This window comes from Thermostichus lividus PCC 6715 (assembly GCF_002754935.1).
Taxonomy (GTDB): Bacteria; Cyanobacteriota; Cyanobacteriia; order Thermosynechococcales; family Thermosynechococcaceae; genus Thermosynechococcus; species Thermosynechococcus lividus.
In genome coordinates, this window is the sequence record NZ_CP018092.1 from 1,954,028 (window position 1) to 1,971,560 (window position 17,533).

Below are 17,533 nucleotides of genomic sequence, written 5' to 3' on the forward strand. Positions count from 1 at the left end.
AGGACTTGTGCCACACCGCGTCTTAGCGTCTGCCAAATCAAGGCGGTAAGATAGGGGTGACATACCTTTAGATGGCTTGGGAGTGCTGGTATGGCTCGCTGGACCGTGTGGGCAGTTCTAGGGATGGCGATCGCCAGTGTAGAGATTGTGCAGCCACGGGCAAGTCACGCGGCATCCGTAACCGAAGTGGCTCGCATTGCCAAAAATATCACCGTCCTCATTGAGGGCAAGGGCAGCCATGGCTCCGGTATTTTACTCAAGCGCAGCGGCAATACCTATACCATCCTCACCGCACACCACGTTGTCGAAAAGCCCGGCGAGTATGCGGTCAAAACGGCTGATGGCCAGCGCCATACCATTAAACCCAACTCCATTCGACCATTGCCGGGGGTTGATCTAGCAACCCTAGAAATTGAAACCAACCGGGAGTATGCCCTAGCCACCCTCGGCAACTCTACGGAGGCCATTGAAGGCATGACCGTTTTTGTGGCTGGGTTTCCCTCCCAAAATGCCTCCGTTCTCGGCGGCATTTACCAATTTACGGAGGGGCGACTTACCGCCAATGCCTCACGCCCGATCCAAGATGGGTATGCATTGGTCTATAGCAATGCCACTCTGCCGGGGATGAGCGGTGGGCCTGTGCTGGATGAAAATGGCCGACTCATTGGGGTGCACGGCAGTGGGGATGTCGCCTCGACCCTGATTCAAGAGGGCAGCAAGACCAATAGTGTGTTTGTGAAGCGGGGCTTTAACTTAGGGATTCCCATCAACACCTACGTCAGCCTTGCTACACCACCCTCCTTGCCTAGAACCGGCGGTTCACCGGCGATCGCCACTGCAAACACCCCCCCCAGTTTGCCCATGAAGCCAGCGGACTACTTCCTAGCCGCTGAAGCTCGCTTTCAGAAAAAAGACTTTGCTGGGGCTGCCGAAGCCTACACTCAGGCGATCGCCCTGAATCCCAACTACGCCGAAGCCTACCTTGGCCGTGCCGTTGCCCAGTTTTTTGCCCTTGTACCCAACCAAGACTTTACCCAACTGGGCGAAGAGCTGGGGGTTAAACACCTCAGCCGCCTCACCCAAGGCAACCCCATCCTCAAAGATGCCTTTCCACCGAACCCACCAACCCCCCTGCTAGAAACCTTTAGCCGCAATGTCGCCCAGCGACCCGGAACCCTACAGCAGGATATTGCCAAAGCCATAGCGTTGAACCCCAGCTATGCGGAAGCCTATGGTGTCAGTAGCTTTTTGAATTTGTTGCTGGGTAACTTTGGCAACGCAGTCGCCGATATTGATCGCAGTCTAGCCATTAGCCCCAATAACAGTGATCTTCAAGTCATTCGCTCCTTGGCACTCTTTTTAAGTGGTGATTTTCGCCAAAGCATTCCTGCCTTTGATCAGCTGATTGCCGCCAATCCCAATAGCACCGACTACCATTTGCTCCGAGGTGTCGCCGCCTTTTTGATGGGCGACTATGCCCTCAGCCGCCCGAGTTGGGAAGCGCTAGCGCGGCTCACCCCCAACGATCCGATGCCCTTTGCCGTACGCGGAGTCACCTACCTGCTGGAAGAAAACCCGCGGGCAAGCTTGCCGGATCTGCGCCAAGCGGCGGAGTTGTATCGCCGCCAAGGCAATCGCGAATCCTATGAAGAATTGATGAGTGTGATTCGTGAGATTGAACGCCTCTAGGGCTACCATAACTGCACAATTGCCAGTACAACCAGCCATAAGGAACAACCCACGGTGGACAGCCCCATAGAGCAACGGAAAGCAGAGCACCTCCAGCTTTGTATGAGTGATGATGTAGCCGCCAAGGAGAGCACCACAGGGCTGGAGCGCTACCGTTTTCGCCACTGCGCCCTGCCGGAACTGGACTTTGCCGATATTGACCTGCGGGTCACCTTCTTAGGGTGGCCCCTGGCGGCTCCCCTCCTGATTTCCTCCATGACCGGCGGCACCCCCGACGCTGGGGAAATTAACCGACGGCTAGCACGGGTTGCCCAACAGATTGGCATTCCCATGGGGGTAGGGTCACAGCGGGTTATGCTGGAGCAACCGCAGGTGCGCGACACCTTTGCGATCCGCCAAGACGCCCCAACCATCCCCCTCTTGGCAAATTTAGGGGCAGTGCAGTTGAACTATGGCTGTGGGGTGGCAGAGTGCCAAAAAATTGTTGAGATGCTGGAAGCGAATGCCTTGATCTTGCACTTAAATCCCCTGCAGGAGGCGGTGCAAACCGAGGGCGATCGCAACTTTAAGGGGCTACTGCCGAAAATTGCCATGCTCTGCCAGACCTTACCCGTCCCCATCATCGTTAAAGAGGTGGGGAATGGCATCAGTGGTGAGGTGGCACAGCGGCTCATAGACGTAGGGGTTGCTGCCATTGATGTTGCTGGCGCTGGCGGTACCTCTTGGGCGAAAGTGGAAGCTGCCCGTGCTCACGATCAACGGCAACGCTACCTCGGCCAAGCCTTTGGAGAATGGGGTATTCCCACAGCGACCTGTATTGAGCAAATTCGTGCTAGGTTGCCGCAGGTTCCCCTGATTGCCTCTGGTGGGCTACAGCACGGAACTGATGTGGCCAAGGTCTTAGCCTTAGGAGCGAATCTAGCGGGTTTGGCACGACCCTTTTTGCAAGCTGCCCACCAATCAGAGAACGCTCTTTACGAACGCATTGAGCTAATTTTGGCTGAGTTAAAAACCATCTTGTTTTGTACGGGGAACCAGAGTATTGCCCACCTGCAGCAACGCCCTTGCCTTGAGCGTTGCTAGCGAGGCTCTTCCAAAACGGCTCGTAGCCACGGGGGCGGATCCGGAATGGGGTTGCCAAGGCGCTCTAGAAGTGTCCATGCCAAAATGTGGACAACCAAGGCATAGACCGTGGACTGCAAAAAGACAAGCAGCAGCGCAACCACTTGGATAAGGGTGACCGTTGGTTCCAGCATTAGATTGAGGTTCACCAGTACCCAATCGATAAAATTTGTTACCTGTTGATTAAAGTAAATCCACAGGTTCTCTCCTAAAAGGATTGAGACTAGCGTAATTTGAAAGAAAAACCCCGCCGTGCCGATCGCCGCCCCACTCAGGATAGACCGTCCCCAGCCTTGTTGTTTTGCCCAGCAGCCGCCAAAGATCACCCCCATGATGCCGTGGGGCAGCAAAAATTGCAGACTGCGCGGCGGCCCCATCAACACCGACAACAGCAGCGCACTGACGATGGCGGCCATCCATGCGGCACGCCGCCCCCAGCGTAGATACACCAAGGCAATGGGGATGGGGAAAAAGAGGCGCAGCACCGGACCGACCGGCAGATAAAAGTTAATCACCCACATCAAGGCAGCGGTACTCGCCAGAAAGGCAGTTTCAGTAATGACCAAGGTACGCTGTACCTGCGATCGCCCTAGGGCTTGAGCGTGCTCATGGGAAGCGATGGGGGGCACTGCCGGAAAATCATCATCCAAGGGATCGGTGGGTTTCATCCAAAGGTGTCGTCAGGGTTACAACGCTGTGTTAACACTCTAGCAAGTCTTGTTGCCAGCTACCAAACTGGATGCATCCTATCCCCCACAGGCATTGGTGTCTGGTTATGATCAACGATGACCCCCTCGCGCTTCAGCCTAGCCACGTCCGACCTTTAATAGATTTTACGATTGAACCTATGTGTCGTCTCTACGCCTATATGGGGCGCAAAACAAGCCTTGCCTACGCCCTTGTGGATGCGCCCCATTCCTTACTGGTGCAAAGTTATCACCCCCGCGAGATGACCTCGGGACTCCTGAATGCCGATGGCTTTGGAGTTGGCTGGTACCACACCCGTCAGGATCTGCTGCCTTATCTATATCGGCAAGTGATGCCCATGTGGCACGATGTTAACTTTTTAGAGCATCTGAGCCGTTTCATCGACGCTCCCTGTTTTCTGGCCAATGTCCGCAGTGCCACCGTCGGCCAGCCTGTGCAGATCACCAATACCCAACCGTTTCGTTGGGGACGCTGGCTGGGGGTTCACAATGGCTTTATCGATAACTTTCGCCAGACCTTGTATCGGCCAATGCGCGATCGCCTCTCGGATATTTGCTACAACATTGTCGAAGGCTCGACAGATTCAGAACACATCTTTGCTCTCTTTTGCAATGAGCTTGTCTTGAACCCGCAACTGTCGCCCGTGATGGTGCTACGGCAAACCCTACAGATTATTTTTTCCCTTGCCCAAGCAGCGCGTACCAGTGTGAGTGCCGCCATTATTCTCACCGATGGCATGTATGTTTTGGCGGGGCGCTGTGCGCGATCGGTGCCTCCCCCCACCCTCTACTGGAGTCAGGATGCCGAAAAACTGCAAGTAGCCTCTGAGCCGCTAGATCAGGAAAACCAGTGGTACCCGCTACCGGAAAATAAGCTGCTGTTGATGAGCTTGCAAAGTGAACCGGAAACCTACTCCTTCTAGCACAAATGATAACGTTTTCCTGATTAAAGGCCTGCGTGCCATTATGGATGTTGCCGTTCTTGACGATATGAGTGGAGTGACAGCAAGGGCAGGTCAGCGAAGTCGTTGCCAAGATGTAATTGAGATAACGTCGCCTTCCCTATCCTCACATCTTTAGAACTACCACATTAGGTTTTGTTGCAGGAGGACAGGTATTACGAACAGACGTATCAAAACCCAACATTAGGTACTGCTTTAGGCAAGCATATTTCACCAGAAGCGCTGCCGCTTGTAATTCGTGAACTCTTCGCGTCCCTGAAGCAATAAGTCCATAGCTGGTTGCTGGCCGAGTCGCTGGGTAGAGCCGATTAATACAAGTAACGTATATGCTTAATACATAAGTTGCATAATAGCAAGAAAAATGTAGCTGAATTTACAAAAATTCATGGTCTAGCTCCCTAAACTGGGGGTCAAGTTACCCAACGAGACGCAAAGGCTAAGACCGTGAGCAACAAAATTGAAACCATCAAACGTGAGAAAGATGGCCTTGCCGTCAAAAATGAGTTAGAGCACTTTGCTGCCATTGGCTGGGAAAACATTCCCGAAGCCGATCGCGATGTGCGCTTGAAGTGGTTGGGGGTTTTCTTTCGCCCCGTCACCCCAGGCAAGTTCATGATGCGGCTGCGGGTACCCAACGGCATTCTCACCAGTCAACAATTGCACACCCTCGGCAGCATTGTGGATCGCTATGGTGAGCACGGCAACGGCGACATTACCACCCGCCAAAATATTCAGATTCGCGGCGTGCCCATTGAGGATATTCCCAGCATTCTTCAGCAGTTGCACGAATGCGGCCTAACATCTGTGCAATCAGGGATGGATAACGTCCGCAACTTGACCGGTTCACCTGTTGCAGGCATTGATGCTGCCGAACTCATTGATACTCGCCCGCTGATCATGAAGTTGCAGGCCATGATCACCAACAACGGCCAAGGGAATCCTGAGTTCACGAACCTACCGCGCAAGTTCAACATTGCCATCGAGGGGGGGCGGGATAATTCCGTCCACGCGGAAATTAATGATGTTGCCTTTGTTCCTGCCTACCGCGAAGGGCGGCTGGGGTTTAATGTCTTAGTGGGTGGCTTTTTTCTCTGCCCGGCGCTGCGCTGCGGCTATTCCCCTCAATGCTTGGGTTCCCCCCGATGAGTCCGTTGTCGAACTGTGCCGAGTTATTTTAGAACTCTTCCGGGATCATGGGCTGCGCGGCAACCGCCAAAAAGCTCGCCTGATGTGGCTCATCGATGAATGGGGGATCGATCGATTCCGCGCTGAAGTGGCGGCGAAACTGCCCTTTGAGCTATTGAGTGCCGCTCCTAACGATGAAATTGACTGGGACAAACGGGATCACTTGGGAGTACACCGTCAGAAACAGCGAGGACTTAATTATGTTGGCCTGCATGTGCCCGTAGGGCGGCTCTATGCCCCAGACTTTTACGAATTGGCGCGCCTTGCCCAAACCTACGGCCAAAAGGAAGTCCGCCTCACCGTTGAGCAAAACATTCTCATCCCCCATATTCCCGATGCAGTGCTACCTAGCCTACTTAAAGAACCCCTGTTACAAAAATTTCAGTTAGAACCGCCACCCTTGCAGCGATCGTTGGTGTCGTGCACCGGGGCGCAATTCTGTAACTTTGCCCTCATTGAAACCAAAAACCGTGCCCTTGCGTTAGCTCGCTGGCTGGATCAACAACTGGTGCTGCCGCAACCGGTGCGCATCCACTGGACAGGGTGCCCCAACTCCTGTGGCCAGCCCCAAGTTGCCGACATTGGCCTGATGGGCACCAAAACCCGCCGGAATGGCGAAACCGTTGATGCGGTCGATCTGTACATGGGAGGCAAAGTAGGCAAAGACGCCCAGTTAGGAACCTGTGTCAAAAAAGCCATCCCCTGCGATGAGCTACCCGACGTCCTACGGCAACTGTTAATTGAGCACTTTGGGGCGCGACCCATTACCTCGGATACCCCGCCTGCTACTACCCCTGCGGTGGCCATGGTGGTGCACTAAAGATACCGCACCCAGTTCATGAATTCCCCTCTTGCAATGTAGAACATAAGGACTGAACACACTATGACTCATTTTTCCCGTCGCCGTTTTCTAGTAACTGCCGCCGCCACCACCGCCGTCACTCTCCTCTCCCATGGTTGTAGTAGCAACCAACAAACCGCTGGCGAGGGACAGCCCACAACAGTGGCGGAAACGCCTGAGGTCACCACTGCCAAACTGGGCTTTATTGCCCTCACCGATGCGGCACCCTTAATCATTGCTAAGGAAAAGGGCTATTTTGCCAAGTACGGGATGCCGGATGTGGAGGTGCTCAAGCAAGCCTCGTGGGGGGTAACTCGGGATAACCTCGTCCTTGGTTCTGCAGGCGGTGGCATTGACGGTGCCCATATCCTTACCCCCATGCCTTACCTAATGACCGCAGGCACCATTACTGATGGCAAAAAAGTGCCTATGTATATCTTGGCGCGCCTCAACACCAATGGCCAAGGGATTCTTCTGGCCAATACCTACAAAGACCTAAAGGTTGGTACAGACAGTAGCCCCCTCAAGGAAGCCTTTGCCAAGACGAAGGCACAGGGCAAAGAGGTCAAAGTGGCCGTCACCTTTCCGGGGGGAACCCATGATTTGTGGATGCGTTATTGGCTGGCAGCAGGCGGTATTGACCCCGACAAGGATGTGTCGTTAATTGTGGTGCCCCCGCCCCAGATGGTGGCCAACATGAAAACGGGAACCATGGAAGCCTTCTGTGTCGGTGAACCTTGGCCTCTGCAAACGGTGAATCAACAGGTGGGGGTAGGTGCCATTACCACAGGGGAACTCTGGCAAGATCATCCGGAAAAATCCTTTGCGTTGCGAGCCGACTGGGTCGATCAACATCCCAAAGCAGCCAAGGCGCTCTTAATGGCGGTTATGGAGGCGCAGCAGTGGTGCGATCAAGATAGCAACAAGCCAGAAATGGCGCAGATTCTCTCGAAGCGGGAGTGGTTTAAGGTGCCGGTGGAGGACATTTTGGATCGATCGCTAGGCAAATTTAACTTTGGCAATGGTCGCACCCTTGAGGATACGAACCTGATGCAAAAGTACTGGCGGGATTCTGCCTCCTACCCTTATCAAAGTCACGATCTGTGGTTTCTCACGGAAGACATTCGCTGGGGCTACCTACCTGCTGATACGGATACAGCCGCCCTAATTAAGGCGGTCAATCGCGAAGATCTGTGGCGAGAGGCAGCAAAAGCGCTTGGAGTACCCGCAGCGGAGATTCCCACAACCACTTCCCGTGGGGTGGAGACATTCTTCAATGGGGTGGCCTTTGATCCCCAGAATCCTCAAGCTTATCTGAGCAGTTTGACGTTCAAGAAGGTTTAGCCCAACCCTAGGTAGCTGGTCACAATTAGTGAAACATTAACGACAGGGATACACATCATGACAAGTAGTTCTTTGAGAGTTTCGCGGCGGCAACGGTGGTTCAAACACGTGCAAAGGTTGCCAGTCTTTCGCAAGGTGCTCCTCGGTAGTTTGGGGGTGGTGTGTTTTTTAGCCCTCTGGCAATTGATTTGTATGGTGGGTCTATTAAAATTGCCCACTCCCCTGAAGGTGATTGCGGATACGTGGGAGTTAATCATTGATCCATTTTACACCGGCAGCGGTAATGATGTCGGTTTAGGTTGGCAGATTCTGTCGAGCCTGCGGCGGGTGGCGATTGGTTTTTCTCTAGCAGCGATCGCTGGCGTGGGGTTGGGAATGCTCATTGGCGCTAGCCGGGTGCTTTATGATGCGGTAGATCCCATTTTGCAGGTGCTCCGACCGGTTCCCCCCTTGGCTTGGTTACCGATTTCGCTGGCAGCCATGCGAGACAATGAGCCGGCGGCCATTTTTGTCATTTTTATTACGGCGATTTGGCCGATCATTATCAATACTATTGTTGGCGTGCAGCAAATCCCCAAGGATTACAAAAATGTGGCGCGGGTACTGCGACTTTCCCGGAAGGATTACTTTTTGAACATTCTGGTTCCAGCAACGGTGCCCTACGTGTTCACGGGTCTGCGGATTGGCATTGGCCTGTCATGGTTGGCCATTGTGGCAGCAGAGATGCTCATTGGTGGCGTGGGGATTGGTTTCTTTATTTGGGATGCGTGGAACAGTTCCCTTGTCAGTGAAATTATTGTGGCCGTGATCTATGTCGGTATCGTTGGTTTGGTGCTGGATCGCTCTGTGGCGTTTGCGGGGCGGCTGCTCAGCCACGGCGACGAAGCTCATTCCTAAGCGTACCCTTACTTAAACCTATGTCTAAACCTTTGCCTTTCATTGAAATTGACCACGTGGATCAGGTCTTTGATCTGGGTGGCGGCGATCGCTACATTGCCCTGAAGAATATCCATCTCAAAATCGAAGAAGGTGAGTTTATCTCCCTAGTCGGCCATTCCGGCTGTGGTAAGTCCACTCTCCTCAACATTATTGCTGGGTTTCAGCGTGCCACCAGTGGTGGGGTGGTGATGGCGGGTCGGCAAGTAACGGAGCCGGGGCCGGATCGCATGGTGGTGTTTCAAAACTATTCTCTGCTGCCGTGGAAGACGGTGTACCAGAATGTGGCGCTGGCTGTGGAGGCGGTGCTCACTGATCTGAGTAGGGCGCAGCGGCGGGAGCGGGTTGAACAAGCCATTCAACAGGTACACCTTGGCTCTGCACGGGATAAGTACCCCGCTCAACTGTCGGGGGGGATGAAGCAACGGGTGGCGATCGCCCGGGCGTTGGCGATTCAACCCCAAGTGCTGCTGCTCGATGAACCCTTTGGGGCGCTGGATGCGCTAACGCGCGGCTCGCTTCAGGATGAGTTGATGCAAGTGTGTCAAGCCACGGGAACGACCTGTATTATGGTGACCCACGATGTCGATGAGGCACTGCTGCTCTCGGATCGGGTGGTACTGCTCACTAATGGGCCGGAAGCCCACATCGGCCAAATCTTAAAAATTCCCTTTGCTCGTCCGCGCAACCGCCATGATGTACTGAATCATCCCGGCTACTATGGTCTGCGCAATGAGATGATTTCGTTCTTAAATCAGCAAAAACGCCGTCCCGCTGCGGTGGTGAGTGCTGCGACGACCTCGACCCGTGGCGTGCTGACCCTTGGGTTTATCCCCCTGATGGATTGTGCTCCTCTGGTGGTGGCTAAGGAACTCGGCTTCTTTGCTAAGTATGGTCTGGAAGCGGTGACGCTGCACCGAGAAGAGAGTTGGCAGGACTTGGCAGCGGGGGTGGTGAACGGTCGTTTGGATGGGGCGCACATGTTGGCGGCTATGCCCTTGGCCATTACCCTTGGTCTGAATGGTCAGCCTTCCCAGCCTCTGATGACCTCACTGGTACTCAGCCGCAACGGTAATGCCATCACGTTTAGTCGCCACCTGTGGGAGCAAGGGGTTAGGACGGCTGAAGACCTGCGTGCCTACCTGCGCCGCACGGGCAATCGCCTCCGCTTTGGCATTGTCCATCCAGCTTCCATGCATAACCTGCTGCTGCGCTACTGGTTGGCCGCCGCCGGTATTGATCCGGATCAGGATGTGGAGTTACTGGTGATTCCGCCCCCTCAGATGGTATATCACCTGAGAATGGGGCATATCAGCGGCTTCTGTGTGGGGCAGCCGTGGAACTCCCATGCGGTGCGCGAAGGCATTGGGGTAGTAGTGGCCACGGATCTCGATATTTGGCCGGGGCATCCTGAAAAAGTGCTCGGTGTGCGTCAAGATTGGGCACAGGCGCATCCTCACGAGCATTTAGCCCTCGTCAAGGCTCTCATTGAAGCCTGTGAATACTGCGATACCATCAAGCACCGCCCTGAAATTGCCCAATTGCTATGCCAGCCAGCCTATGTGGGCTGTATGCCTGAAGATGCCCATTCTGGGTTTGTTAGCCCCCTAGACTGGGGGGATGGCATTGCCGCCGCTTTTGAACCCCGCTTTCACCAGTTTTATGTGGATCGCTCCCCCTGTCCCGGACGGGTAGAAGGGCTGTGGATCATGACCCAATTGGCCCGCTGGCAACTCACGCCCTTTCCCCAAAACTGGTTGGAGATCGTTGAGCAGGTGCGCCGGGTCGATCTTTTTGGGGCAGCCGCTCGGGAACTTAAGGTTGTCGATAACGAGCCGGATCGTCGTCCCTTTGCCCTCTTTGATGGGGTGGTGTTTGACCCTGACCATCCCCTCGCCTATATCGAAGCCGCCGCCATTCGCCGTGCACTCGATATTCAAACGATTGTCCCTGAGGCTGGAGCCTCTTCCCCAGTCACGGTTTAAGTCTTGTTCTTTAGGATGCACACGCACAATACTATGGAAACCCTCTACCGCCTTGACCCCCAGCTCACCGCCACCCATCATCTGCTGATTAATGGGGTTAGCAAAGCCTACCCCACCGCCAATGGTACCCATGTGGTGCTCGAGGATATTCACCTAGAGGTGCACAGGGGTGAGTTTGTCTGTCTCATTGGCCATTCCGGCTGTGGTAAAACCACGCTGCTGAATATGGTAGCGGGCTTCACCGCTCCCAGTTGTGGCGAGATTTCCCTCAATGGGATGCCTGTGCGCCAGCCAGGGCCGGATCGGATGATGGTCTTTCAGAACTATGCCTTGCTGCCTTGGCTGACGGCTTACCAAAATATTGAGTTAGCCGTGAAGTCAGTCTATCCCCACAAGACCCGCCAACGCCGTCGCCAAATTGTGGCGGAGCACCTCGAACTGGTTGGCCTGACGGCTGCTGCCCATAAGCGTCCTAGTCAACTCTCGGGGGGAATGAAACAGCGGGTGGCGATCGCCCGTGCCCTGGCCATTCGCCCAGAAATGCTGATTTTAGACGAGCCTTTTGGTGCCCTCGATGCCATCACCAAAGAAGAGCTACAGGATGAGCTACTGAAGATTTGGCGTACCCACAAGCTAACGGTGTTGATGATTACCCACGATATAGATGAAGCGCTCTACTTAGCCGATCGCGTGGTCATGATGACCAACGGTCCAGCCGCCCATATCGGCGATATTCTTAACATTCCGTTTCCGCGACCGCGGCGGCGATCGCAACTCCTTGAAGACCCGCAGTACTACGATCTGCGCAATCAAGTCGTGGACTTTTTATATACGCGCTTTGGGCACTAGATCAGGGATGAGTACCTCAAGGGAGTGGCCCCAACTTGGCTCGCTGGCGGTACAGTCCAGTCGTTACCTGTGCTACTACCGCAATAGCACCACGGCAATACAGCAGATTACCCTTTCCAACCAGCCGTCATGGCAGCGGGTGCTCTTTCCGGGGCAGCAACTCCTGTTTCACGGCGATGCCACTGCTCAGCTGATTGTTACCACCGAGCAGGGGGTGAGTCACTACGCCTGTGCTGACCTTCAGGTGCAGGAGAAGAATCGCCCGGTGAGTCCTCCCACAGAGCCAGTGGCCTCCCTTTGCCCTTACTGTGGCGTGGGGTGTGGCCTCGAAGCGGTGCCCCAAGGGACGACGTTTAAGATCAGGGGCGATCGCCAGCATCCCTCGTCCCAAGGCATGGTCTGCGTGAAAGGGGCAACGATTTTGGAGTCTATGGAGCGCGATCGCCTTGCCTATCCCCTGTGGCGAGAGCGGCTGGATCAACCCTTTACGGTCATCTCGTGGGATGAGGCCATTACACGATTGGTGCAGCGGCTGCAATGGGTACGGCGCGAACAGGGGGCTGACGCGATCTGCATGTACGGCTCTGGGCAATTCCAGACCGAAGACTACTATGTTGCCCAAAAGCTGATCAAAGGCTGCCTAGGCACCAATAACTTTGATGCTAACTCACGGCTGTGTATGTCCTCCGCCGTCTCTGCCTACATGGGCAGTTTTGGAGCCGATGGTCCTCCCTGCTGCTACGACGATTTAGAGGCCACCGACTGCGCCTTTCTCATTGGCACGAATACGGCAGAGTGTCACCCTATTGTGTTTAACCGGCTGCGGAATCACCATAAGCGCCACCGCCACGTTAAGTTAATCGTGGTGGATCCCCGCCGCACCCCTACCGCCGAGGTGGCGGATCTGCACCTTGCCATTCACCCAGGCACCGACATTGATCTATGCCACGGCATCGGCCATTTACTGCTGAAGTGGGGGCACTTTGATGCTGAATTTATCGAAGAGTGTACCCATGGCTTTGCCGACTACGTCAAACTCCTAGAGGGCTACCCGCCGGAGTGGGTAGCCGATCGCTGCGGCATTGCCCAAAGCGACCTAGAGCAAGCTGCCCGCTACTGGGGACATGCCCAAGCGGTTCTGTCGCTGTGGTCGATGGGAATCAATCAGTCGGCGGAAGGCACGGCTAAAGCGCGCTGTCTGATTAATCTCCACCTTCTCACGGGGCAAATTGGCCGACCGGGTAGTGGCCCGTTTTCCTTGACCGGTCAACCCAACGCTATGGGGGGGCGCGAAGCGGGGGGACTCTCCCACCTGTTACCGGGCTATCGCCATGTCACCAATCCGCGCCATCGGCAGGAAGTGGAAGACTTTTGGGGGTTGCCCCGGGGGCAAATTAGCGATCGCCCCGGTCGCACCGCGTGGCAAATGGTCGAAGGACTAGAGCGCGGCGAAATCGGGCTGTTTTGGATTGCGGCAACCAATCCGGCGGTCAGCTTTCCTCACCTTGAGCGAGCCAAGGCCGCTTTCCTCAAGTCGCCGTTTACCGTCTATCAAGATGCCTACTTCCCTACCGAAACCGCTGCCTATGCGCACCTCATTTTACCGGCAGCGCAGTGGAGCGAGAAAACCGGCGTGATGACCAACTCAGAGCGGCGCGTGACCCTTGCGCGTGCCTTTCGTTCACCGCCGGGTCTGGCGCGGGCAGACTGGGAAATTTTTGCAGAAGTTGGGCGACGACTGGGCTATGGCCGTCTTTTTGACTTTGCGGATGCCGCCGCAGTCTATGCCGAGTTTGCGCAACTCACCGCGGGTCGCCCCTGCGATCACTCAGGGCTGAGCCATGAACGCTTGGCGCGCTTAGGTGCTCTGCAATGGCCTTGCCCGGCAGGCTGTAGTGATGATGAAGCGCGTGCCCCCAAACGACTCTACACCGACTGGCGGTTTGCAACCGCCGATGGCCGTGCCCACTTCTGTGTTGAGCACAGTCACGGTGTCGCAGAACCCACGGACGCGGTCTATGCCTTTACCTTGACCACAGGGCGTCTTTACGGTCACTGGCACACCCAAACCCGCACAGGGCGCATTGCCAAAATTCAAAAAATGCATCCAGACCCTTTTTTAGAAATTCACCCCACGGATGCGGCAAACCTGCACCTAAACGATGGCGATTGGGTCGAGGTGCGATCGCGCCGGGGGGTTATTTGCCTACCCATCATGATCACCCGCTCGATTCGTCCGGGCACCCTATTTGTACCGATGCATTGGGGTTTTCTCTTTGCTGAGAGGGCGGAAGCCAATCAACTGACTCATCCCACCGCCTGCCCGAAATCTCACCAACCGGAACTCAAAGCCTGTGCTGTGCAAGTGCTCCCCCTGCGCTTGCGCCACTTGCCCCACACCGAGGCACAGCAAGGGCAGCAAACAGGCATTTTACTGAAACCCTGAGCCGTTTTGATGCTGTTGGCGCATGGGTGACAGTTAATGATTAACTTAGAGGTACTGACACAAAAAGCGTATGATAGACTCCACCCCGATCCCTGCTTTCAGATTGGTCATCACGTAGGGGCGATCGCCACGCATTTTTTTTGTATCTCGCTCCATCACGGCTAAATCTGCGCCGACGTAGGGGGCAAGGTCAATTTTGTTAATCACCAGCAGATCCGACTTCGTGATGCCGGGCCCCCCCTTGCGGGGAATTTTATCGCCAGCGGCCACATCAATCACGTAGAGCGTCACATCCACCAGCTCTGGGCTAAAGGTAGCCGCCAAGTTGTCGCCCCCGCTCTCAACAAAAATCAGATCAAGGGGATACAGCGCCGTTTCCAGTTGGCGAATGGCCGCTAAATTGAGGGAGGCATCTTCGCGAATGGCGGTGTGGGGGCAGCCCCCGGTTTCCACCCCCAAGATGCGCTCCGGGGGCAAGGCTTGGGAGCGCACCAAAAATTGGGCATCTTCCTGGGTATAAATATCATTGGTAACTACAGCAAGGCGATAGCGATCGCGCAGATGTTTGCAGAGACGATCGACCAACGCGGTTTTCCCTGACCCAACAGGGCCAGCCACACCAACCCGCAACACCTCTGTTGTTCCCATAGGCTTAATCGTTGTCCAGACGATACCCTAATTCTGCCAAACGCGAGCGATCCTGCCGCCAGCGGGGGCGCACTTTTATAAACAACTCTAGGTAGAGGTTGCCACCAATGAGGGTTTCAATTTCCTGCCGGGCAGCGGTTCCCATTTGCTTGAGTCGTTGCCCCCCTTTGCCAATGAGAATGGCTTTTTGGCTAGGACGCTCGACATAAATGGCCGCATTAACCCGGGTGATGTTGCCCTGCTGCTGCATGTGCTCGATGGTGACTGCGACGGAATGGGGACTTCTTCACGGGTGTGGTGCAAAATTTGCTCGCGAATGAGTTCCGCCATAATAAACCGCTCCGGCTGATCGGTGACCATCTCTGGTGGATAGTAGTAGGGGCCAAGGGGCAAAAGATGGGCGATCGCCCCCTGCAAGCGTTCAACCCCCTCTCCCGTCATGGCAGAGCAGCCATAGACAGGCCATCCCCCCAAAGCTTGGTAAGCTTGGAGGCGCGCGGCACGATCCTTGGCAGACACCTGATCAATCTTATTCACGACCATGAGGACGCTGCTTTTGGCGGTCGTTAGCAGTTGTGCCACATAGCGATCGCCCGTGCCGGGTAGCGCAGTGCCATCCACAACACACACAACAGCATCCACCCGATTCAGTATTCCCTTCGCATTCTGAACCAGCACCTCTCCCAAACGGTGGTGGGGTTTATGGATGCCGGGGGTGTCCACAAAAATAAATTGCGCCGTAGGCGTGGTGAGAATGCCCCGCAGCCGATTGCGCGTGGTTTGAGCCACAGGGGAGGTAATGGCCACCTTCTGCCCCAGTAACCGATTAAACAGCGTGGACTTCCCCACATTGGGTCGCCCCACCAAGGCCACAAACCCAGAGCGAAACTCTGGCGGCGGCGTAGGAAAGCTCGCTAGGGACTCCACCGCAAAGACTCCTCAGTTGGCCGTTGGGTTAGGGCTGGCATTCGGCGTTCCCTGTGGCAAACTCTCGATAGGAGCTGGATCGGTGCCTAGGATGGGTCGCTCCACCGGTTGGGTGGCAAGGGCAACACGATTACCGCCAACGGAGCGGAGCAGATCGAGCACTTGGATCACCTCGTTATAGCTCACCACTTGGGAGGCGCGCAAAATAACCACACCGTCAGGATTAGTTTTTAGGTAAGTGCCCAGCTTTTCAAACAGTTCAGTGCGGTTTACTAGGTCTTTGTCCACGTAAAGCTGCCCTGCCGGATCGATGCTCACCACCAGCATTTTCTGGGATTGGGCTTGACTGGTGCTAGCTTGGGGCAAGTTCAGGGTAATCGCCTGCTGCCGCGTCAAGCTCACGGCTGCCAAAATAAAAAATGTCAGAATGCAAAAGACCACATCAATGAGGGGCAGCATTTCAATGCGGACACTATCACTGTCGCTCGGCACGTGAATCTTCACACCGGATCCTCAACCACGCTGCTCTCAATGATAAATCCCCAGCAACAGAGTAGGATGAAAACGTTTCGGATGTGTTGACCTATGACCCTTAGCGTGCCCCAACCCGGACAACTGATTGTCATTACTGGCCCTAGCGGGGTTGGGAAAGGGACGCTGCTGCGGCAATTGCGGCAACGTCATCCCGCGCTAGCCGTATCGATTTCCGCCACGACGCGCCCCCCCGGCCAACGGAAACCAATGGCGTAGATTATTACTTTGTCTCCGTGCCAGACTTTCAAGCCATGCTTCAGGCTGGCGAATTACTGGAGTGGGCAGAGTTTGCCGGCCATTACTACGGCACCCCAAGGGAACCGCTTGTGCGACTCATTGAGCAGGGCAAAACAGTAATTCTGGAAATTGAACTGCAAGGGGCGCGCCAAGTCCGCCAATCTTACCCGCAAGCACGGCACATCTTCATTTTGCCGCCGTCTATGGCTGAACTGGAACGTCGCTTGTACAGCCGTGGCCAAGATACGGCAGCGGCGATCGCCCGGCGGCTGGCGCAAGCAGAAACCGAAATTGCCGCTGCTTCAGAATTTGATGTCCAAATTGTCAACGATGACCTAGAAAAGAGTTTGACTGCCTTGGAAACAGCGATTTTCAGCTCTGGAAGTTAGGCCTGCGCCCGCGTAATCCCAAGGTAGAGTTCCCCCACCTTCGGGTCATTAAGGAGATCCGTCCCTAAGCCTTCATAGCGATCTTTGCCCATTTCAAGAACGTAGCCGCGATCGCTCATGGCTAAAGCCTTACGGGCATTTTGCTCCACAAGGATAATGGCGGTTCCTTGGGCATTAATCTCCTTGATTTTGGCAAACACATCACTCACCAGAGCTGGGGAGAGAGCCGCCGAAGGTTCATCCAGAACCAGAATACGCGGGTTGAGCATCATGGCTCGCCCCATCGCCAGCATTTGCCGCTCTCCCCCTGAGAGCGTGCCCGCCCGCTGCTGACGACGCTCCCAAAGGCGGGGAAACGTATCATACACCCGCTGCTTCAGGGCTGTGATGTTGCCAGACGTAATGAATGCGCCCATGTCTAAGTTTTCCTCAACCGTGAGACTGCGGAACACATTGGCAATTTGTGGCACATAGCCGATGCCTTTTTTGACCACTTGGTTAGGGCGCAGGTAAGTGATGTCTTCCCCCTCTAGGGTAATAGTGCCGCGGCGAGGGGTGAGCAGCCCAGCAATGGTTTTGGCCAACGTGGACTTACCCGCACCGTTGGGGCCAATAAGGGCAATCAGTTCTCCGGCTTCGAGGCGAACGTTAACGCCCCGCAGGATATCGACATCGGGAATATAGCCCGCATAGACATCGCAAACCTGTAGCAAGCTCATGGTACAAGGGGAC

General features: G+C 55.2%; 12 protein-coding genes and 3 pseudogenes. 10 read left to right on the forward strand and 5 right to left on the reverse strand.

What is annotated here, in order from left to right; all coding sequences use genetic code 11:
- Positions 1-90 precede the first annotated feature (90 nt).
- Both BRW62_RS09605 and fni read left to right on the forward strand, forming a co-directional pair.
- Positions 91-1,689, forward strand: coding sequence for a serine protease (locus BRW62_RS09605; RefSeq protein ID WP_198405988.1), 1,599 nt, complete (start codon positions 91-93; stop codon positions 1,687-1,689).
- Positions 1,690-1,743: 54 nt separating this feature from the next.
- Positions 1,744-2,772, forward strand: coding sequence for a type 2 isopentenyl-diphosphate Delta-isomerase (gene fni, locus BRW62_RS09610; protein ID WP_227517353.1), 1,029 nt, complete (start codon positions 1,744-1,746; stop codon positions 2,770-2,772).
- On the opposite strand, the gene BRW62_RS09615 is transcribed toward fni, so the two are convergent.
- A complete protein-coding gene (locus BRW62_RS09615) occupies positions 2,769-3,479 on the reverse strand; it encodes a DUF2232 domain-containing protein (protein WP_099799249.1) in 711 nt (236 codons plus the stop codon). The two genes, fni and BRW62_RS09615, sit on opposite strands and share 4 nt — an antisense overlap.
- A 107-nt stretch (positions 3,480-3,586) precedes the next feature.
- Between BRW62_RS09615 and egtC the strand changes: the two genes are divergently transcribed.
- The 7 genes and pseudogenes from egtC (at position 3,587) to BRW62_RS09650 (ending at position 14,066) form a co-directional block, all read left to right on the forward strand.
- Positions 3,587-4,441 (forward strand): ergothioneine biosynthesis protein EgtC, encoded by an 855-nt coding sequence (gene egtC, locus BRW62_RS09620; RefSeq protein ID WP_227517354.1) that lies wholly within the window; start codon positions 3,587-3,589, stop codon positions 4,439-4,441.
- A gap of 483 nt (positions 4,442-4,924) precedes the next feature.
- Positions 4,925-6,485: pseudogene (locus BRW62_RS15315) on the forward strand (ferredoxin--nitrite reductase).
- Between the two features lie 63 nt (positions 6,486-6,548).
- Positions 6,549-7,850 (forward strand): CmpA/NrtA family ABC transporter substrate-binding protein, encoded by a 1,302-nt coding sequence (locus BRW62_RS09630; protein WP_099799251.1) that lies wholly within the window; start codon positions 6,549-6,551, stop codon positions 7,848-7,850.
- A gap of 57 nt (positions 7,851-7,907) precedes the next feature.
- Positions 7,908-8,747, forward strand: coding sequence for a nitrate ABC transporter permease (gene ntrB, locus BRW62_RS09635; RefSeq protein ID WP_099799252.1), 840 nt, complete (start codon positions 7,908-7,910; stop codon positions 8,745-8,747).
- Between the two features lie 20 nt (positions 8,748-8,767).
- Complete coding sequence (locus tag BRW62_RS09640) at positions 8,768-10,771, forward strand: ABC transporter ATP-binding/substrate-binding protein (RefSeq protein WP_099799253.1); 2,004 nt, start codon at positions 8,768-8,770, stop codon at positions 10,769-10,771.
- A gap of 33 nt (positions 10,772-10,804) precedes the next feature.
- A complete protein-coding gene (locus BRW62_RS09645; RefSeq protein ID WP_099799254.1) occupies positions 10,805-11,620 on the forward strand; it encodes an ABC transporter ATP-binding protein in 816 nt (271 codons plus the stop codon).
- A gap of 7 nt (positions 11,621-11,627) precedes the next feature.
- Complete coding sequence (locus BRW62_RS09650) at positions 11,628-14,066, forward strand: molybdopterin-dependent oxidoreductase (protein WP_198405989.1); 2,439 nt, start codon at positions 11,628-11,630, stop codon at positions 14,064-14,066.
- 45 nt (positions 14,067-14,111) lie between these two features.
- Here BRW62_RS09650 and ureG read toward each other — a convergent pair whose 3' ends face one another.
- The 3 genes and pseudogenes from ureG to BRW62_RS09665 all read right to left on the reverse strand — a co-directional run bounded on the left by ureG (position 14,112) and on the right by BRW62_RS09665 (position 16,145).
- Positions 14,112-14,714 carry an urease accessory protein UreG gene (gene ureG / locus BRW62_RS09655; RefSeq protein ID WP_099799255.1) on the reverse strand — a complete coding sequence of 201 codons (603 nt, stop codon included), beginning with the start codon at positions 14,712-14,714 and terminating at the stop codon, positions 14,112-14,114.
- Positions 14,715-14,718: 4 nt separating this feature from the next.
- Positions 14,719-15,641: pseudogene (era, locus tag BRW62_RS09660) on the reverse strand (GTPase Era).
- 12 nt (positions 15,642-15,653) lie between these two features.
- The gene (locus BRW62_RS09665; protein WP_198405990.1) at positions 15,654-16,145 is read right to left on the reverse strand and encodes an ExbD/TolR family protein; all 492 of its coding nucleotides are present in this window, start codon (positions 16,143-16,145) and stop codon (positions 15,654-15,656) included.
- A gap of 81 nt (positions 16,146-16,226) precedes the next feature.
- Between BRW62_RS09665 and gmk the strand changes: the two are divergent.
- Positions 16,227-16,801: pseudogene (gmk, locus tag BRW62_RS09670) on the forward strand (guanylate kinase).
- Here gmk and BRW62_RS09675 read toward each other — a convergent pair.
- On the reverse strand, positions 16,798-17,520 hold the full coding sequence (locus BRW62_RS09675; RefSeq protein WP_099799256.1) for an ABC transporter ATP-binding protein: 723 nt from the start codon (positions 17,518-17,520) through the stop codon (positions 16,798-16,800). The pseudogene gmk and the gene BRW62_RS09675 sit on opposite strands and share 4 nt — an antisense overlap.
- Between the last annotated feature and the right edge of the window lie 13 nt (positions 17,521-17,533).